This window comes from Sandaracinaceae bacterium, from assembly GCA_020633055.1.
Lineage (GTDB): Bacteria > Myxococcota_A > Polyangia > Polyangiales > Houyiibacteriaceae > JADJJE01.
Genome location: JACKEJ010000016.1, coordinates 1 through 18,306 on the forward strand (window position 1 = coordinate 1; position 18,306 = coordinate 18,306).

16 protein-coding genes are annotated in these 18,306 nt (G+C 69.6%); 8 read left to right on the forward strand and 8 right to left on the reverse strand.

Features of this window, described 5'->3' with window-relative positions:
• Positions 1–1,661, reverse strand: a 1,661-nt coding sequence (locus H6726_30780; GenBank protein MCB9662066.1) for a hypothetical protein, incomplete at its 3' end; no start/stop codon positions are given.
• Between the two features lie 160 nt (positions 1,662–1,821).
• On the opposite strand from H6726_30780, the gene H6726_30785 reads away from it, so the two are divergent.
• From H6726_30785 to H6726_30795, 3 genes are all read left to right on the forward strand, one after another.
• Positions 1,822–3,954, forward strand: coding sequence for a CRTAC1 family protein (locus H6726_30785; GenBank protein ID MCB9662067.1), 2,133 nt, complete (start codon positions 1,822–1,824; stop codon positions 3,952–3,954).
• A 55-nt stretch (positions 3,955–4,009) separates the two neighbouring features.
• Positions 4,010–4,444 carry a hypothetical protein gene (locus H6726_30790; protein MCB9662068.1) on the forward strand — a complete coding sequence of 145 codons (435 nt, stop codon included), beginning with the start codon at positions 4,010–4,012 and terminating at the stop codon, positions 4,442–4,444.
• Between the two features lie 426 nt (positions 4,445–4,870).
• Positions 4,871–7,729, forward strand: coding sequence for a hypothetical protein (locus H6726_30795; GenBank protein MCB9662069.1), 2,859 nt, complete (start codon positions 4,871–4,873; stop codon positions 7,727–7,729).
• Between the two features lie 165 nt (positions 7,730–7,894).
• Here H6726_30795 and H6726_30800 read toward each other — a convergent pair whose 3' ends face one another.
• Entirely contained in the window at positions 7,895–9,181 is a 1,287-nt protein-coding gene (locus H6726_30800; protein MCB9662070.1) for a HipA domain-containing protein, read from the reverse strand.
• Positions 9,174–9,395 (reverse strand): helix-turn-helix domain-containing protein, encoded by a 222-nt coding sequence (locus tag H6726_30805; GenBank protein MCB9662071.1) that lies wholly within the window; start codon positions 9,393–9,395, stop codon positions 9,174–9,176. Before H6726_30805 ends, H6726_30800 begins: the two co-directional genes overlap by 8 nt.
• Positions 9,396–9,696: 301 nt before the next feature.
• On the opposite strand from H6726_30805, the gene H6726_30810 reads away from it, so the two are divergent.
• From H6726_30810 to H6726_30825, 4 genes are all read left to right on the forward strand, one after another.
• The gene (locus tag H6726_30810) at positions 9,697–10,704 is read left to right on the forward strand and encodes an Rpn family recombination-promoting nuclease/putative transposase (GenBank protein ID MCB9662072.1); all 1,008 of its coding nucleotides are present in this window, start codon (positions 9,697–9,699) and stop codon (positions 10,702–10,704) included.
• A 141-nt stretch (positions 10,705–10,845) separates the two neighbouring features.
• A complete protein-coding gene (locus tag H6726_30815) occupies positions 10,846–11,841 on the forward strand; it encodes an Rpn family recombination-promoting nuclease/putative transposase (protein MCB9662073.1) in 996 nt (331 codons plus the stop codon).
• A gap of 4 nt (positions 11,842–11,845) precedes the next feature.
• Positions 11,846–12,106: an Rpn family recombination-promoting nuclease/putative transposase gene (locus H6726_30820; protein MCB9662074.1), complete on the forward strand. Its 261-nt coding sequence runs from the start codon at positions 11,846–11,848 to the stop codon at positions 12,104–12,106.
• Positions 12,091–12,237: a hypothetical protein gene (locus H6726_30825; GenBank protein ID MCB9662075.1), complete on the forward strand. Its 147-nt coding sequence runs from the start codon at positions 12,091–12,093 to the stop codon at positions 12,235–12,237. Before H6726_30820 ends, H6726_30825 begins: the two co-directional genes overlap by 16 nt.
• A gap of 62 nt (positions 12,238–12,299) precedes the next feature.
• Here H6726_30825 and H6726_30830 read toward each other — a convergent pair whose 3' ends face one another.
• The 4 genes from H6726_30830 to H6726_30845 form a co-directional block, all read right to left on the reverse strand.
• The gene (locus H6726_30830) at positions 12,300–12,764 is read right to left on the reverse strand and encodes a TM2 domain-containing protein (GenBank protein ID MCB9662076.1); all 465 of its coding nucleotides are present in this window, start codon (positions 12,762–12,764) and stop codon (positions 12,300–12,302) included.
• Positions 12,765–12,986: 222 nt separating this feature from the next.
• Positions 12,987–14,102, reverse strand: a complete 1,116-nt coding sequence (locus tag H6726_30835; protein MCB9662077.1) for an acyl-CoA/acyl-ACP dehydrogenase — start codon at positions 14,100–14,102, stop codon at positions 12,987–12,989.
• Between the two features lie 24 nt (positions 14,103–14,126).
• Positions 14,127–15,314: an acyl-CoA dehydrogenase family protein gene (locus H6726_30840; GenBank protein ID MCB9662078.1), complete on the reverse strand. Its 1,188-nt coding sequence runs from the start codon at positions 15,312–15,314 to the stop codon at positions 14,127–14,129.
• 132 nt (positions 15,315–15,446) lie between these two features.
• Positions 15,447–16,076 carry a hypothetical protein gene (locus tag H6726_30845; protein MCB9662079.1) on the reverse strand — a complete coding sequence of 210 codons (630 nt, stop codon included), beginning with the start codon at positions 16,074–16,076 and terminating at the stop codon, positions 15,447–15,449.
• A gap of 136 nt (positions 16,077–16,212) precedes the next feature.
• Here H6726_30845 and H6726_30850 point away from each other — a divergent pair, with 136 nt between their 5' ends.
• Positions 16,213–16,740 carry a VOC family protein gene (locus H6726_30850; GenBank protein MCB9662080.1) on the forward strand — a complete coding sequence of 176 codons (528 nt, stop codon included), beginning with the start codon at positions 16,213–16,215 and terminating at the stop codon, positions 16,738–16,740.
• 4 nt (positions 16,741–16,744) lie between these two features.
• Here the strand turns inward: H6726_30850 and H6726_30855 are convergent, their stop codons facing one another.
• Entirely contained in the window at positions 16,745–18,304 is a 1,560-nt protein-coding gene (locus tag H6726_30855; protein ID MCB9662081.1) for a 1-acyl-sn-glycerol-3-phosphate acyltransferase, read from the reverse strand.
• Between the last annotated feature and the right edge of the window lie 2 nt (positions 18,305–18,306).

Consider the following 18,306-nt stretch of genomic DNA (forward strand, 5'->3'; position numbering starts at 1 on the left):
GAGCGCCACAGCTGGTAGGCACCGTAGTTCATCACCTCCTCGGACAGACCGAGGGAGATGTGGTTGTTGTCGCCCTCACCGCCGCGGAACGCGGACGCCTCGGTGACGGTGGGCAGCTCGGGCGGGTTCTCGAGGTCGGTGATGCAGCTGCTGGCCTGCAGGGTGTTGAAGCCACCGAACAGGTCGATGGTGTACCCGAGAGTGCCGCCGTTGACGTTGACCGCACGGGCTTCGCCGTCGACCGCCGCGATGATGTCCACCGCCGCGCGCAGACCGGGGGAGATGGCGGACAGGAAGTCACCCATGTCCAGGCGACCCTCGGCACCCAAGAGCAGCGGCACAGCCGTGTTCTCGTTCGAGTTGTTCATGCCGTCGCCGTTGGTGTCCTGGTAGCAGTACCCATCGCTCGCCTTCGCGGCGCTGCCAGCCGGGCACAGGGTGCGCTCGTTGTTGTTGGTGGGGTCGGCCAGCGCGGGCTGCTTGAGGTCCGCGAACTGCTGGATGAGATCGCCCTCGTTCACAATGCCCTCGACGGTCATCTCGATGGTCCCGTTGACGACGCCCTGGAACAGGCTCAAGAGCGCGCCAGCCAAGCCAGAGCAGGTAATGCCGTAGTCCTGCGACTCGAGCCCCTGGCCCATGAAGCGCGCCGTGAGCAACTCGAACTTGCCGTAGCCCGCGCGAGCCCCAGTCGTCTGCTCCGTAATGGCGATCTCGGCTCGGAAATCGATGGTCGGCGTGGAGCCCGGCTGCGTGTTGACGTTCGCCTCACAGCTCGGGACGACACCAAGACCGAGAATGGGGATGGCGCGGGGCTGACCATTGCGGTCGACACTGCGTGCAAAAATCCCGACGTCGACCCGCAGGCGGTCGGGCGTGGCGTCCACCGCGCTGATGTCGAGGTTTCGCAGGTCAAGGCTGACCTGGCAGCCACCATTGTCACCCAGGCGGAGGTACGACGTGAGACCCGAGAGCGTCGCGCCGACCTCCGTCCGGAGGCGGTAGAGGCGTCCGGGCACCAACGTCGCCGAGCAGATTGGAGCGCTGATCGTGCTGCCGCCATTGCTGCAAGCGTTTGACCAGTTGGAGCCACCGTCCGTGCTCTGCTGAATCCGTACCGTTCTCGAGAACGAGTCATCGATGCCCGACTGAAAAGCGACGGCAACGGTCGCCTCGCTCACACTGAACGACGAGCTGTTGGCACTCTCCCCGAAGCTTGCTCCCGACGTACTGGCGGTACGATGGTTGTTCGGCTGCATGCAGAGGCCGATGCCCCCGTTGACGATGCCGCCGATGTCGAACCGCTGAGCCTGCGGAGGCACCGTCACGCGGATGTCGTCCATCGTGGAGCCGGGTGCAAAGTCTGCGAGGAGCGGGGCGATGAGGGCCTCCGCGTTGTCTTCGATGAACTGGATGCCGTCGGGCGACAGGCGCACCTGCGTGGCGTTCGGGATGCGCTCCGAAGCTGGGAATCCGCCAGGAATGGGAAGGATGGAGCACCCTTCACAGTCGCACGCACAATCGCAAGCGCCGCAGCTGTCGCAGTCGGCGAGACAGTCGTCCAAGCAGCCGTCGAGGCAGCCCGACAGGTCGAAGCCGTTGCAGCCGGTAGCCAACAACGAAAACGACACGACGAAAACTAGGCGAACCAGTCGGTCCATCATCATCTCCACAATCCAGTCCAGGGGAGGAAAAAAGCACACACGCGGAGCCCGCGTTCGAACTATACGTATATCAGAGCCTCAGGCCATGGATCCAGAACGGAAAGGAAAATATCTACGCCGCCGAATGTGGGTGTTGTGCGGGTTTGTGGTTCTATGTGTGCCGCAGAGCGCGACGGTTGCGGATGCGCAGGGGTTTGTGGAGGTCGGCGCAGCGAGCGGCCTCACGTTGGCGCAGCGTGAGAACGTGGGTCCGCGGATCTGCAACGCGATCCCATACGCCTGTTTGGTGGACTACACGGGTGGCGTGGCGGTGGGGGACGTGGATCGTGACGGCCTCGCAGACATCGTCTTGTCGAGGCCGGACGCGTCAATGCTGGTATACCGCGGCCGGCCGGACACCACGTTCGAAGACATCAGCGACGACATGGGGCTCGGGACGATCCCTGGAGCCAGTGGCGTCGTGCTCACGGACATCGACGGGGACGGTGCGCTCGACCTCGTAGTGACCACCATTGGCGACGAGAGCAGTCGACTGTTCCTCAACCGGTACCCGCTCCCTTTCGCCGACCAGACGGAGAGCGAGGCGCTCTTCGACATGGATACGCCGCACGCGAGCAGCGGCTTCGGAGTCGCGGTCGGCGACTATGACCGTGACGGGGTCGTCGACCTGTTCGTGTCCCACTGGGGCGGTCGCTTCAAGGAGTGCGGTGAGTCGCGGTCGCGCTTGTATCGAGGCGAACGTTCTGTCGCAGCTTGGCTCGAGGACGTGACGGAAGCCGCAGCGCCACAGGTATTGGACTTGCAGCGGGTGACGTGGGTGTCCTACGGCGCAGGGTTTGCGGACTTCGACGAAGACGGGTGGTCCGACCTCCTCGTCACGGGCGACTTCGGCATGAGCCAGTTCTTCTGGAACGAAGGGGGGTCGTTCTCGCGCTACGAGCCAGCGTTCGGCACCGGCCGCTTTGGTATGGGATCCACCGTCGCGGACTTCGACGGCGACGGGCATCTCGACTTCTTCATGACTGGCATCTCCCCCGACATCCTGCGGACACGCGGCCACGGCCTCTACCTGTACCGTGGTGCCAGGACGTTCGTCGATGCCACCGACGATGCCGGCGTGGCGAGCGGCGGCTGGGGGTGGGGAACGGCCGCGATGGACTACGACCATGACGGGGACATGGACATCATCGCAACGACGGGCGACAACTTCGACGGGAACCTGAACGACCCCATGGTCTTCTACCGCAACAACGGAGACGGGACATTCACGGAGGTCGCAGCGGCGCTGGGGCTCTCGGACACCATGCCTGGACGCGGTCTCGCGCTGATCGACTTTGACCGCGACGGCGACCAAGACGTAGTCGTCGTGCGCAACGGCGACACCCCGCTGCTGTACCGAAACGACGCTGGGGTGTCACTGGGTGACTACCTGCGAGTGCGCGCGCGCGGTACGCACGGGAATACGGAGGCGCTCGGCGCTCGCGTGGAGGTCAGCGTCGAGGGCCGGACGTGGGTGAGCGAGATTGGGTCGATTACACACTTCGTCGGACAATCCGAGCGGGTGGCCCACATCGGGCTCGGGACAAGCGCCGCCGCGCGCACGGCCACCGTGCGGGTGCGCTTCCTCGGCGGCCACGAGGTTGTCCTGAGCGACGTCGCGCTGAACCAAGAGCTCTTGGTGACGGAGCCGGTCGAGGACGTCCCCGACCCACCCGCGCCACCCCCAGGGCCGGCACCCGACTGCGATGGCAACGGGACACCAGACTACTGCGCGCCTGACTGCGATGAGAGCGGTAGCCCCGATGCCTGTGACGTGGCCGAGGGACGGGCGGCGGATTGCAACGGCAACGGTGCGATCGACGCATGCGAGATCTCGAGTGGTCTGGAACGGGACTGCAACGCAGACGCCGTCCCGGATTCATGTGAAATCGCGGATGACGCAGCGCTTGACTGCAACCTGGATGGTTGGCTGGACAGCTGCATTGCAGCCGCTTGCGGAATGCAGGATGCGGGCACGGTTCAGGACGCTGGGGTCGAAGCAGATGCAGGAGGCCACACCCTCGACGGTGGCGTCTCAGTGCCGGAAGCGGGGACGTCGCCGCAGGACGCGGGACGTGCGCCCGATGCTGCGGGTGGGGACGCGGGGCAACACGACCAACGCGTGCCAAGTAGCCGCGGCGCTGGTTGCGCGGTGGGCCGCGCCCGATTCGAAGACAGGGCTGTCACAGCCTGGGGCGCTTGCAGCATCCTGCTACTCGTCGCGCGTCTGCGGCGTCGCTGGACGCGATAGGCCCCGCTCCTCCACGCGATTGCCACGCTGCTGACATCGACGCTACGCTGGTCGGATGAAGAACCAAGCCCGTGTCTGGATGGCGCTGATGACTGGGTTGTTGAGCCTCGCGGCGTGCGGAGGGTCGGAGACCAACCTCTATGCACAGTTGAGCGACGCGGAGGACGACGCCGTCGCCGTATTGTGTGAATGTTTCGCGGCCACCGGCGCCAACTCCGAGCAAGAGTGCGTCAGCAACTTCGGAGGCGACACTACGCCGACCGAAGAGGCCTGCGCAGCCAGCGTGTACGAGACGTTCCGTGCGGAAGCCCTCGAGAACACACGCTGCCGAGTCCGAGTGTACGACGAGGCGATCGACTGCCTGAACGACGTCGCCGCGTGCGACCAGCCTGCGGTAGAGGCCTGCTTCGACGCCGCCGGCGCAGGCATCGAGGCCTGCCCGTCGCTGCCGGACACGATCGAGCAAGCGTACGACGCCTGCTTCGATTGAGGCTGAATCCGACTGCGGACCGTACCCAGCTGGAATCATCGGTCCACATCGTCCGCGGCCCACGGCGCAAGATTGCGTGATAGCCTGATGGCGGATGCGCCGGGGGGGTGTGTCCGGGGATGGAGGTTGCGATGGCTCGTTGGATGTTGGGTGGCCTGTGTCGGAAGAGCCGTCGTGGGCTGGGGCTGGGCTGTGTGGGGATGCTGTGGGCGTGCGCCTTCGCCGCCGGCTGCGGGGACGCCGGAACCACCGTGGACCCGAACGACCTCCTGCCCGAGCAGTGTGCGTCCAACGACGCGTGCGACGACGGGAACTTCTGCAACGGGCCCGAGACCTGCGACCCCACCAGCGCCCGCGCCAGCACGCGCGGGTGCGTTCCGGGGCTGCCCCCCCTGCGGGGGGACGCAGTTCTGCGACAACGAGGCGATGCAGTGCACCGTGACCTGCGGGGACGCCGACGGCGACGGGCACGACGCGGTGGCCTGCGGCGGGGACGACTGCGACGACACGGACCCGAACCGCTTCCCCGGCAATGTGGAGGTGTGTGACGAGTTCGACGTGGACGAGGACTGCAACCCGGTCACGTTCGGCACGCGCGACGAGGACGGCGACGGCTTCGTGGACGCCGCCTGCTGCAACGTGACGGCGACGGGCATGCGCCTCTGTGGACAAGACTGCGCGGACCAGCGGCGCGACGCGCGACCGGGCAACACCGAGGCCTGCGACGGCATCGACAACGACTGCGACGAGACCGTGGACGAGGGCGTGGCGGTGATGGCGTGGGCCGACGCGGACCACGACCTGCACGGCGACGAGGGCGGCAGCCCGCAGGCGGTGTGCGCCGACGCACCCGGCTTCTCGGTGGTGCAGGACGACTGCGACGACGGGGCCGCGCGCGTGCACTCGGCGCAGCTGGAGATCTGCGACGGGGTGGACAACGACTGTGATGGCAGGACCGACGAGTCGTCCGCGCCGATCGCCTGGTACCTGGACGCGGACATCGACGGGTTCGGCGACCCGGACTCGACGCCCGTGATCTCGTGCGCCGTGGTCCCCGGCTACGCCGTGCGCCCCGGCGACTGCGACGACAACGACCAGAGCATGAGCCCGTCGGCCCCCGAGCGCTGCGACGGCATGGACAACAACTGCGACGGGTTGGCCAACTTCCTCATCCGCCCGGGGGACACCGAGGACGACGACCAAGACGGCTTCCCCGACCACCGCTGCGGGGGCAACGACTGCAACGACGCGAACCCCAGCGTGTACCCGGGCGCGCCCGAGCTGTGCGACGGCATCGACAACGACTGCGACGGCGTGGTGGACGGGGCCAGCGCCGACGCCATCTGGTACGTGGACCTGGACGGGGATGGCTTCGGCGACAGCAACGGGCCGACGGTGATGTCGTGCACCCCCGTGCCCATGCGCGTGACGCGCGGCGGCGACTGCAACGACGCCAGCGCGAGCATCCGCCCGGGCGCCAACGACGACTGCGACGGGATCGACACCGACTGCGACGGGCGCATCGACGAGAGCGGGCTGCGCAACGCGTACTATCAGGACACGGACAACGACGGCGTGGGGGACGCGCGCCTGGGCATCGTGTTCGCGTGCCCGAACCGCGTGCCGGTGGGCGCCGTCGAAGGCGGGGGCGACTGCAACGACGACAACCCCACCATCTTCGCGAACGCTCCCGAGCTGTGCGACGGGCTGGACAACGACTGCGACGGCATGATGGACGAGGACGCGCCGCAGAGCTGGTACCCCGACGGCGACTCGGACGGGCACGGAAGCCCCGTCGGCGGCATGGTCACGTGCAACCCTCCGCAGGGCTACGTGCTGAGCAACGACGACTGCGACGACCTCGACGCCGGGAACTTCCCGGGGAACGTGGAGTCTTGCGACGGGTTCAACAACGACTGCGACATGCAGGTGGACGAGGACGGCGCCGCGGCGTGCATGCTGGCCAACGGCACGGGCGTGTGCATGAACGGCGCGTGTCAGGTGGCCAGCTGCGTGAGCGGGCGGGACAGCTGCGACGGAACCTTCAGCACGGGCTGCGAGGTCAGCACGGACCGCGACCCGGCGCACTGCGGTGGGTGCCTGCAGCCTTGCGGCTTGGGCGACAGCTGCGGCGTGGGCACGCTGGGCACGTGCGACGAGGCGCCCTTCACGCAGCTGGCAGCGACGTGGGAGGGCGTGTTCGCGCTGCGCAGCACGGGCGGGTCTGCCGCGTGGGGGCGCGGGCTCTCGGGGGACCTGGGCAACGGCGCGGCCATCACCCTGTTCGAACCCGGCGAGGGGCCCCGGGGCTTCGTGGAGCTGGACGGGGGCAACACCTTCGGGTGTGCCCGCAACGCGGCGGGTCGGGTGTTCTGCTTTGGCAACGGCGGCAGCGGCCGGCTGGGGCAAGGGACCAGCGACACCAGCCAGCGCCCGACGCCCGTGCAGGCGGTGGGCATCACCAACGCGACGGGCGTGTCGGCGGGGCACGACCACGCGTGCGCGGTCCTGGCCACCGGGCAGGTGCTGTGCTGGGGCGGGAACACCCGCGGACAGCTGGGGCAAGGCACGCTGGGCGGGACGCTGAGCACGCCCACGGCCACCGCCGTGGACGACGCGCTCCAGGTGTACGCCGGGCTGCGCTTCACCTGCGCGCTGCGCCCCAACCCGAGCGGCGGCAACCGCGTGACGTGCTTCGGCGAGAACGACAACGGCGAGCTGGGGCGCGGCTTCGCGAGCACCGCCGAGACGGACGCCGACGTGGACGTCATCGGGCTCCCGAGCGACGTGGTGGCGTTCGGGCGCGGCGCGGGTGGCGCGCTCACCTGCGCGCGCACGTCGGGCGGGGCGGTGTACTGCTGGGGCTTCTCGTCGCTGCAGGCCGTGGGTCAGGGCAGCGACTCGTCGGTGGCCAACCGCATCCTGTCCACGTCGGGTGCCATCGCGGACGCCGTGCAGCTGGTCACGGGCGTGGACACGGCCTGCGCGCTGCGGCCGGGCGCGGGGCCGGGACAGTACTCCCCCTGGTGCTGGGGCGACGACCGAGCGGCGGCTCAAGGCGTGAACACGGTGGACAGCGCGACGGCACGCCAGGTGTTGGACACCACGATGATGCCCATCCTGGACGCCACGCACATTGCCGCGGGCCAGGGCTGGGCGTGCGTTTCGCGGGCGGACCAGTCCGTGTGGTGCTGGGGTGCGGACATCCAGGGCGTGCAGGGCAACGGCACGGGCACGGCGGCGGTGCAGCTGTTGGCGCAGCGCGTGCCGAACGTCGGGCCGTAGGTCTGGGTCCGAGGGTGCGTCGGAGGGCCGGCGCGCCAGTGGCGGCAGCTCTCAGCGCAGCGGGCGTGGACTCACGCGCGCGGCCCGAGGGATCCAAGCAGCGGATTGCGCGTGACGAGCCCCGCCATCCCGGCTGACGCCCGACGCGTGGACATCGGCGCGGCGTTACGCGGACGCGAGAGCGATCGCCGGCGGGAGCGGCCTGGTCCAAGCGCGGTCACCACGACGCAGGTTGGCGGTCTGCTCGAGGAGGAACACGGGGAGTGCGGCCGAGACCCCATGGCGCTGACCGAGCGTCAGAACGGCGCCTGCGATGCTCCGCAGCGCGTCTTCCACCACCGTCGTCGCCCGGGAGCGCGGCATGCCCCAGCGCTCTGCTTCGCGCACCAGGTGCCCCACCGTGATCACGCCCGGCGCGAACTCACCATTCACCGCCATGGCGAGGGGGTCGCTTTCCCCGCGTGTGAAGAGGACCTGGGGGACGATGTCGTAGGCCTCCGCCAGGCGCGCCTCCCCGGGCGCTCCAAACGCATCCGCGAGCGTGGGCAGCAGCACGGAGAAGTTCTTCGCGTGCGCGTCGGTGTTGCCAGCCACGACGTTGAGCGTGGTGAGCGCGAGCAGGCGGTCGCGCCCAGTGGCGCGGGGCGAGAGCGCGGAGCCCCCGACCAGTCGCGCGATGGAAGCCAGGCTGGCGCGCGCGTTCACGGTCTCGTACTTGGCGTTGCCGCCCCAGGGCAGGCCCAGCGCTTGGGCCGCGTCCTCTTGGTGGATGCGCTCGATGCCGTCGACCGTGCGTCGGCGGTCGTAGCGCTCCACCACCAACACGGTGCGCTCGCCAGCTTGCTCGATGCGAGCGTCGTGCGTGGAGAGCCCGAGCGCCTTGGCCACGTCGTTGAGATAGGCCTCCGCGCGTAGACGTGCCGCGTGCTCATTGGGGACGGGCTTGAGCAGGTGCGTGGACGGCGTGCTCCCGCGCCCGATGAGCCAGTGCTCGGCGCGTGCGTCCCAGGTGAGCGCGACCTTTGGCTGAACCCCCGCAGCGGAGGACCCGCCGCCACCCACGGTGCTGCCGCGGATGTAGCCCGCGGCGCGCTCGAGGACGCGGTCGTACTCGGTTTCGTCGATGACGATGGGCTCGAGGGGGGGTCGCGGCTCCCCGATGGTGACGCTGCCGCCGACGTCGGCGCCCACCTCGGCCAGTAGTCCGACCAAGTCATTGGAGGCCCGCCGCGTCTCCTGCGCGAGGCGCTCGAGGCCGGCTCCTTCCGGCAAGAGCCCGCCGAAGAAGGGGCCGGCCGGGAGGCCCGCGGCGCCAAAGGGCAGCGAGTGGGACAGCACCCGTGCGTTCAGAGGCGCGAGCCGTGCCCAGTGGTCCACCCAGCGGAGGGTGCCGTCTGGGAGCAGCTCACCAATCTCCACCCCGGAGAGGCGCACGACCAACGGCTCAGTCACTGGACACCGTGGCCCGCAGGTGGATGCCCAGCGCCGCGAGCACGGCGAAGTAGCGTTCGTTGATGTGCTTGCCCTTCCCGGCTTCGAGCTCGGACAGCCACCGCTGGCTGACGCCGAGCCGCGCGGCGAGGTCGCGTTGGGTGATGCCGTGGGACTCGCGGGTGTGACGCACCAGCCGGCCGAGGTCGGCTGGGGACGCGATGATGGCCTCCATGGGTGCTCCGATGACGAAAGGGTAATGCGTGCGCAGCGATTACCTTAGCGTAATCGAGTGTGCGTGACTACGAAATCGTCATCGGCGTGACCCGATGGCACACGAGCGCCGTGGGTATGACCATGCGCCTGCTGCGGGAGGACCGGCACGCCCGGGCCGATGGACGCCGAGCTTGGTTGCGCTGTAAGCGGGGACGGCTGCGTCGGGGTGTGGGCGCAGCTGCGTCTCCAGCCACCCGTTACCAACGGCCCGAGCCCATGAGCGCACAACTCGTGCCCGTTGCGGCCGAAGACGGCCGGGCATGGCGAAGCACGACGCGTTGTTCAAGAGGATCTTCTCCGCCCCGGAGCACGCGGCCGGCGAGCTGCGCACCATGCTCCCGGGCTCGCTCGTGGCGCAGCTGGACCTCGACAGCCTGGAGGTGGTCGAGGGCAGCTTCGTGTCGAAGGAGCTGCGCCTGCGGCACACCGACCTGCTGTTCCGGGTGCCCTTCCGCGAGCCTCGTCACGGGCAACGGTACGTGTACGTCTACGTGCTGCTCGAGCACCAGAGCCGCGCCGACCCGGACATGCCCTTCCGCATCCTCGAGTACGTGGTGCGCATCTGGGCCAAGCTCCGCGCCGACGAGCCGCGCCGGGGGACGCTGCCGCTGGTGCTCCCACTGGTGGTGCACCACGGCGCCCGCGCGTGGAGCGCGCCTACCTCCGTACATGCCATGGTGGAGGGCCTGGCCGAGTACCCTGAGCTGCGGCGCTTCGTGCCCAACCTCGACCTGCTCATCGACGACCTCGCCGTGGCCAGCAACGCGGAGCTGATGGACCGGCCGCTGGCGCCCGTAGCCCGCGTGGCCTCTTGGCTGCTGCGCGATGGCCGCGATGTCCGTGCCGTCCTCGCCCACCTGGAGTTCTGGGCCGCGCTGCTCACCCTCGTAGCGGAGCAGCACGCGGATGATTTCGAGGCGCTGCTGCGCTACATATTGCTGGCTGGCGGTGAGCAATCCCTCGAAGATGTCCGCCGCGCCATCCTGATACACGTCCCCACCGCGGAGGGTCCCTTGGCGTCAGCCGGTGAACAACTCATTCAGCAAGGCCGCGAGCAGGGCCTGCAGCAAGGCCTACAGCAGGGCCTACAGCAGGGCTCTCTCGCCGCGCTGCGCGCTACGTTGCGAAACCTCCTGCGCGCGCGCTTTGGATCGCTGGACGCTGCGCTCGATGCGCGTGTCGATGCCGCGGCCGGGCCCGAGCTGGAGCAGATGCTCGTCCGCGTGCTGACCGCCGCGAGTCCCGCGGAGGTCTTGGGCGACGGTTGACGTCCGGGTGAACGCTCCTGAGCCGGTCGGCGTCGCGTGACGTGGTGCCGGCTGGCACCGTCCCGCAGGAAGCTTGGGCCCGTAGTCGCGCGAACACATGAGCGCGCAACTCGTGCCCGTGGCGGCCGAAGACGGCCGGGCATGGCGAAGCACGACGCGCTGTTCAAGAGGATCTTCTCCGCCCCCGAGCACGCGGCCGGCGAGCTGCGCACCATGCTCCCGGGCTCGCTCGTGGCGCAGCTGGACCTCGACAAGCTGGAGGTGGTGGAGGGGAGCTTCGTGTCCAAGGAACTCCGCCTGCGCCACACCGACCTGCTGTTCCGGGTGCCCTTCCGCAAGCCTCGTCACGGGCAACGGTACGTGTACGTCTACGTGCTGCTGGAGCACCAGAGCAGGGCCGACCCGGACATGCCCTTCCGCATCCTCGAGTACGTGGTGCGCATCTGGGCCAAACTCCGCGCCGACGAGCCCCACCGGGGGACGCTGCCCCTCGTGGTCCCGCTGGTGGTCCACCACGGCGCCCGGGCGTGGAGCGCGCCCAGGTCCGTGCACGGCATGGTGGAAGGACTCGCCGAGCACCCTGAACTGCGACGCTTCGTTCCCAACCTCGACCTGCTGATCGACGACCTCGCCGTGGCCAGCAACGCGGAGCTGATGGGCCGCCCGCTCGCACCCGTGGCCCGGGTGGCCTCCTGGCTGCTGCGCGATGGCCGCGACGTTCATGCCGTCCTCGCCCACCTGGAGTTCTGGGCCGCGCTGCTCACCGTCGTGGCGGAACAGCACCCGGATGAACTCGAAGCGCTGCTGCGCTACATTCTGTTGGCGGCGGGCGAGCAATCTGTTGAAGATGTCCGCCGCGCGATCCTGATACACGTCCCCACCGCGGAGGGTCCCTTGGCATCAGCCGGTGAACAACTCATTCAGCAAGGCCGCGAGCAGGGCCTACAGCAGGGCCTCGAGCGGGGCTCTCTGGCCGCGCTGCGCGCCACGTTGCGCAAACAGCTGAGCGCGCGCTTTGGGTCGCTGCACGTAGCGCTCGAAGCACGTATCGACGCCGCGACCGCGCCCCAACTGGACCAGATGCTCGTCCGCGTGCTGACCGCCACGAGCGCAGACGAGGTCCTGGGCGACGGCTGACTGCGTGAGCCAAGCTCCGCACCGGCGGGACCACCGGGGGACGCTGCCCCTGGTGGTCCCGCCGGTGGTGCACCACGGCGCCCGCGCTTGGAGCGCGCCTACCTCCGTACATGCCATGGTGGAGGGCCTGGCCGAGCACCCGGCCCTGCGACGCTTCGTGCCCAACCTCGACGTACTGATCGACGACCTCGCCGCTGCCAGCAACGCGGAGCTGATGGGCCGCCCGCCCTGGCTGCCCTGCGGGGCACGTTGCGCAACCTGCTGAGCGCGCGGATCGGTTCGCTCGACGCTGCGCTCGACGCGCGTGTGGACGCTGCGACCGGGTCCGAGCTGGAGCAGATGCTCATCCGCGTGCTGACCGCCACGAGCGCTGTGGAGGTCTTGGGCGACGGCTGACCCGCGAGGTCGTCACAGCACGTTCGAGCGGCCGTCCGAGCTGCCGCGGGTCGCTCGGTGCTCTAAAACGTGACAGGCCGCTCCACGCGCGGGGCCGGCCTCGCCGCAGGCCGCACCAACTCCGTGTTGCGCTCGCTGCACTGCTCGTTGAGGAACCAGAAGTCCCACACGATGCCCAGCAGGAAGAGGCCCCCCGTGCACAGATACAACAACCCCGTGAACCACGCGCCGCGGTAGAAGCGGTGGATGCCGAACGCGCCGAGGAAGGTCAGCAGCAGCCAGCTGATGTCGTAGTCCACCGGTCCGTCGACGTACTTCGCGCGGGCCTTGCGCGCCATTCCGGGGATGAGGAAGAGGTCGATGATCCAGCCGACGCCCAGCAGGCCGAGCGTGAAGAAGTAGAGCGTGCCCGTGAGCTTCTTGCCGAAGTAGAAGCGGTGGGCGCCCAGGAAGCCGAAGATCCACAAGAGGTAGCCGAGCAGCGCGCTGTGCGTCTCGGAGGTCGCGGGGCTGGCGGTGCGGTTCATGGCGAGGGCCTCCTGGCTGGTGAGTCGCGGCACACCCCCGGGTGCGCTCAGCTCGTGGAACGCACGAGGCCCGCAATCTGTTCACGAATCCCCACATGGCAAGGGGCGCGGCCCGGCGACCCCCGGACGGGGGCTCTCGGACGACGCCCCTCGCGGAGCCGCTCAGATGCGCTTTGTGTGGCGGGCCAGCGGCGCACCGGCCGTGTCGGTCGACGGGTGCGCTCAGCTCGCTGCCAGCAGCGCGCCCAGGCGCTCGACGGTCTCGTTGGCCCCGCCCAGCGTGAACTCGAGGTGCTTGCCGGTCAGGAAGTAGCGGAAGAGCGGGTAGTCGCGGTCGAAGCCCATGCCGCCGTGCACGTGCTGCGCGGCGAAGAGCACGCGCTGGCCGCCCTCGGCTGCCCAGAACTTGGCGGTGAGGATGTCGGCCGCCGCGTCACGCTCGGCGTCCAGCTTGAAGGCCGCCTGCAGCATGGTGACCTCCATGCAACCCACGTCGATGTACGCGTCGGCCAGGCGCTGCTTCACCGCCTGGAACATGCCGATGGGCATGCCGAACTGCTTGCGCTCCGAGGCATAGCGGGCGGTCATGATGAGCGCCTCGCGCGCCACGCCGTACTGCAGCGCGGCCATGCCCACCAGCGTGCGCTGAATGGCGAAGTCGAGCACGCTCGCGCCCGTCTGCTCCGTGCCCAGCACGTCGTCCGCGGCCACCGAGACGCCCTCCAGCGTGAGGCGCGACAGCGGCTGCGTGTTGGTGCCGCGCTGCGTGTCCACCGCGACGCCAGCGGCCTTCGGGTCCACGAGGCACACCAAAACGCCCACGTCGGTCTTGGCCGCCAACAGCACGCGCGCGGCCTGCGCCACGTAGGCCACGTTGGTGAACGTCCCCGTCACCTTGAAGCCGGCCCCATCGCGCACCGCGGTGGCGGCCGGGGAGCGCGGGTCACGCGTGCCACCGTCCACCAACGCGGCCGTCAGCATGAGCTCACCCTTGGCGATGCCCGGCAGGAAGCGCGCGCGCTGCGCGTCCGTGCCGAACTGCGCGATGGGGAGCGCGGTGCTCACCAGCGTCTCGAGCGCCGGGATGGGCGCCACGGTGCGGCCCACCTGCTCGAGCAGCAGGCACAGCTCCAGCATGCCGAAGCCGGCGCCGCCGTGCGCCTCGGGGATGGCCAGGCCCAGCATCTCGGCCTCGGCCAGGGTCTGCCAGGCACGCTCGTGGAACCACGCGCCCTCCTTGGCCAGCGCCTTGAGCGACTCGTCCGTGACGAGCCCCTTCAACATCTGCTTCAGGCCGTCGGCGATGCCCTGCTGATCTTCACTCAGTTGGAACTTCATGGCGGTCTCCTGCCTCTCTCAATCTCAGCTACGGCGGCCCATGGCCGGCAGGTGGAGCCCGAACTGGGCGATCAGGTCGCGCTGCACCTCGTTGGTGCCGCCGCCGAAGGTGAGCACCAGGCTCATGCGGTAGAACTTCTCGAGCCGCCCGCGCAGCACGGCACCTGCGCTGCTGTGGTGCAGGCAGCCCGCGGCCCCGTGCACCTCCATCAGCAGGCGCGAGCACTCCACGTACAGCTCCGAACCGTAGACCTTGATGGCCGAGGCCTCGGCCGGGCCCAGCTTGTCCTCGGCGATGTTGAACGCCTGGCGCCAGTTGAGCAGCTTCAGCGCGTCCAGCTTGGCGTGCACACGCGCGAGGTTACTGCGCACGAAGGGCAGGTCGATGAGCGTGCCGCCCTGGCCGTTGGGTGTCTCCTTGGCCCACGCGAGGGTCTCGGTGAGGATGCGCTCGAGCGGACCCACGCCCACCAGCGCCACGCGCTCGTGGTTGAGCTGGCTGGTGATGAGCTTCCAGCCGCCGCCCTCGCGGTCCACCAGGTTGCCGGCGGGCACGCGCACGTTCTCGTAGTAGGTGACGTGCACGTTGTTCTCGCCCAGCGCGTGGATGGGCGTATGGCTGAAGCCGGGCGCGTCGGTCGGCACGATGAACATGCTGATGGACTTGTGCGGGGGCGCGGCCGGGTCCGGGTTGGTGCGCGCCGCGAGCCACACGTAGTCCGCGTGGTCGGCCAGGCTGGTCCAGATCTTCTGTCCGTTGATGACCCACTCGTCGCCGTCGCGCACCGCGGTGGTCTTGAGCGACGCCAGGTCCGTGCCCGAGTCCGGCTCGGTGTAGCCGATGGAGAAGTGGCACTTGCCCTGCAAGATGCGCGGCGCGTACGCGGCGATCTGCTCGGGCGTGCCGTACTTCAGCAGCGTGGGCCCCACGGTGTTGAGCGTGAGGATGGGCACCGGGAAGCCCGCGCGCTGCACCTCGTCGAAGAAGATGAACTGCTCGATGGGGCCGCGCTCCTGGCCGCCGTGCTCCTTGGGCCAGCCGATGCCGAGCCAGTTGTCGGCGCCCAGCTGCTGGATGGCCTTGTGGTAGAGCGGGCCACCGCCTTCGGACGCGTCGAGCTCGGCGATGAGCTCGTCCGTGATGAGGTCGGCCAGATACGCGCGCAGCTCGTCACGGAGGGCGCGTTGAGAGGGGGTGTAGTCGAGGTGCATGCGGTCCTACCGAGCGAGCGTCGCAAAGACCCGGCGACGCGCGAGGGCGACGCCGGGCTCGAAGTAGAACACGTTCTAGTTTATCGCGTGGGGCTTGGCAAGCGGGGCCGTACGCGCGTTGCTTCGAGGCGGCTAAGGGCAGGAGCCGATGACGGGGTTCCCGCCGAAGACGCAGGCGCCGTTGCAGCAGACGCCGCCGCCGAGGCTCGAGCAGGTCTCGCCCGTGCCGAGGCACGTGCCACCGTCGGGCAGCAATGTCTGACAGCGACCGTTGTTGGCCACCAAGGGGACGCAGACCGTGCCCTCGCAGCACGCGTCGGCGTTCACGTCGCACACCATGTTGCCCGAGAGGCACACGCCCGAGTCGGCGCTGAAGTCCGGCGCGCAGAAGTGGTTCTGCCCGAACATGGAGCACACGAGGCCAGCGCAGCAGTTCGAGTTGCCGGGCGTACACGCAGACGCCTCGCCGCCGCACATGCCGCCGTCGGGCAGGTTGGTGTCGCTCACGCACACGTTGGCCTGTTGGCTGCACAGCAGGCCTTGGCAGCAGCCGCTGGGGTTGGCCTGACAGTTCGCGAAGCGCACGAGGCATTGACCTGCATCCGTCGCGCTGCCCTGGTCCGTGCCGCTTCCGCCGTCCGTTCCGCTACCGCCGTCGGTGGTCCCGCCGTCCGTGCCATCGCCCCCGTCCGTTCCGTTCCCTCCGTCGGTCCCATTCCCCCCGTCGGTCCCGCCTCCACCCAGGTCCACCTCTTGACCCATGTCCGGCGAGCCACCACCGCCGCTGGAGCAACCGAATGACCCCAACCCGAGGACAGCAGCGCTTCCCCACACCAACCAACCAAGCTTCGTCATATCCATCCTACGATCTCCGTGCCAACGTGGTACGCAAGGTCACATGGGCGTCACGTTCGACCATGTCCATGTCTACGCACAAGACCTGCCGCACACGCTGGATTTCTACATGACTGTCCTCGGGGCGGAGCCCATGGGGAAGATCCCGAAGGACAACGGCGCGACGGGGGACGACGCGTTCAACCACATTCTGCTCCTGGGCGGGCAGTTCATGGCCGTGTCCGCGTTCCCGCCGGGCATCGCGCCGCGCACGCCCCCGGAAGCAGACGACGGGGCGCTCCGAGTGGGCTTCGGCGTGGCGCACATCGGGCTCAACGTGGCGAACCTCGAGGCGCTCATCCCCGCCATCGAGCGCGCGGGCTATGTGCCACACTCCGAGCCGCGCGGTGGCGACCCGGTGCGCTACGTGTACTTCACCGGGCCCGACGGGGTGGTGTTCGAGCTCACGCAGTATCAGGTGAGCCCGCAGCTCGAGCCCGCCATCAAGGCGCTGGCCCTGTTCGACCGGGCGGTGCACGCCGCGAAGCGCGCCATCGGCAAGCGCCTGCTCGCGGCGGCCACGGGGCGGTAGCGGCTCACGACGGAGGCTGCGCACGGTGCGCCAGCGCGCGCTGGTACGCCACGCGCACGGCGTCGAGCTCCACCAGCAGCTGCTCCCGCTCCAGCAGCAGCCCGCGATACAGCTTGGGGCGCGTGCGGAAGAGCGTGCGCGCCACGATGCGGTGCGCGTAGATGCCCAGCCGCCGCCGGTAGCGAAAAAACCAGAAGCCCGCGAAGGGCAGCGTACTGACGTAGAGCGTCGCGCCCAGCAGCGACGCGCTGCCGTGCCAGGCGAGCCACCCGAAGAGCGCGTAGGCCAGCCCGAACGCGAAGAGCCCCGCCGCGAGCGCGCTGATGGCCTGGATCGGCTCGTCGGGCGCTCGCCGCGCGGCGATGCGCGTGAGCCGGTACGGCACGAAGTTGTGCGCCAGCCCGTAGGCCGCCACGGGCCCCAGCAGGACGGCGTAGAGCGCGAGCTTGACCGCCTCCGCGCGCGACGATAGCTGCTTGCCCGGTCGCGCCGCGAAGTCGCCGCGCAGGCGCAGCTGGTCGAGGTGGCGCTTGTGGGCGTGCACGCGCTTGGCGAGGGCTGCGGCGCGCTCCGGCTCGGTCTGCTCGAACCAGTCGAAGGCGTCCGCGATGAGCTGCTCCGCCAGGAAGCGGTCGCCCAGCTGCTCGGCGCGCGAGGCACGCGCGGTGGCCTCGTCCAGCAGCTTCTCTTGCGGCAGGCGCAGGTCCGGCATGCTGCCCAGCACATCGTCGCGCAGCTGCGCGCCGTAGAGCGCGTACAGGTCCTCGGCCAGGTCGATCTGCTCCTCGCGGGGGACGTGCACCGCCACCTCGCGCATGGCCGCTTGCACGTCGTCCGTCAGGGCGCGCACGGCCGCGCGCGGGTCTTCCTGGTAGGCCACGGCGTAGTCGCTCATGCGCAGGGCCTCGCCGAAGCGCACCAGCGCCGCCGTGTGGAACCGCTCGCGCTCGACGTAGTTCAGCCCAACGGGCACCACCACCACGCCGAGCGTGAAGTCGTGTCGCGCCTCGGCCCCGAGCGCGATGCGCGCGACGCCGGTCTTGATGGCGCGCACGTGCCGTGTGGGCGCGTTCTGCCCCTCGGGGAAGATGCCCACGGCCCTCCCGCGCTCGAGCGCATCGAAGGCTGCGGCGAAGGCCGCGTCGTTGTCGAGCCCCATCGCGCTGGTCTCGGGCCCGGCTGCCGCGCCCACGCTGGGGAGCAATGCGGGCGTGGGGCCCGGTGACGGAGGCGCCGCGTCCCCGCCTGCCCCTGTGCCCCCTTCCGCCGCAGTGCTGTGCCCCGGCTGGTCCTGCGCGCGCTGCACGGGGATGACCCCCGCCGCACGGAAGGCCGCGGCCGCCAGCGGGTGGGCGAACAGCCCGCTGCGCGCCAGGTAGTGCACGTCGCGCTCCACCTGCGATCCCAAGAGCACGGTGTCCATCAGCGAGTTGGGGTGGTTCGCGGCGAAGACGACGGGCCCCTCGCGCGGCACGTTGTCGGCCCCCTCCACCTGCACGTCGACGAAGTACAGGCTCGCCGCTCGGCGGAAGAGGCGCCGTGCCACGCTGTAGAGCGCCGGCACCG

Excerpts from the sequence above, each read along its gene's own strand:
- H6726_30790 (MCB9662068.1), top strand. The coding sequence starts at position 4,010 with ATGAAGAACCAAGCCCGTGTCTGGATGGCGCTGATGACTGGGTTGTTG.
- H6726_30795 (MCB9662069.1), top strand. The coding sequence starts at position 4,871 with ATGCAGTGCACCGTGACCTGCGGGGACGCCGACGGCGACGGGCACGAC.
- H6726_30805 (MCB9662071.1), bottom strand. The coding sequence starts at position 9,395 with ATGGAGGCCATCATCGCGTCCCCAGCCGACCTCGGCCGGCTGGTGCGT.
- H6726_30810 (MCB9662072.1), top strand. The coding sequence starts at position 9,697 with ATGGCGAAGCACGACGCGTTGTTCAAGAGGATCTTCTCCGCCCCGGAG.
- H6726_30815 (MCB9662073.1), top strand. The coding sequence starts at position 10,846 with ATGGCGAAGCACGACGCGCTGTTCAAGAGGATCTTCTCCGCCCCCGAG.
- H6726_30830 (MCB9662076.1), bottom strand. The coding sequence starts at position 12,764 with ATGAACCGCACCGCCAGCCCCGCGACCTCCGAGACGCACAGCGCGCTG.
- H6726_30835 (MCB9662077.1), bottom strand. The coding sequence starts at position 14,102 with ATGAAGTTCCAACTGAGTGAAGATCAGCAGGGCATCGCCGACGGCCTG.
- H6726_30840 (MCB9662078.1), bottom strand. The coding sequence starts at position 15,314 with ATGCACCTCGACTACACCCCCTCTCAACGCGCCCTCCGTGACGAGCTG.
- H6726_30845 (MCB9662079.1), bottom strand. The coding sequence starts at position 16,076 with ATGGGTCAAGAGGTGGACCTGGGTGGAGGCGGGACCGACGGGGGGAAT.
- H6726_30850 (MCB9662080.1), top strand. The coding sequence starts at position 16,213 with ATGGGCGTCACGTTCGACCATGTCCATGTCTACGCACAAGACCTGCCG.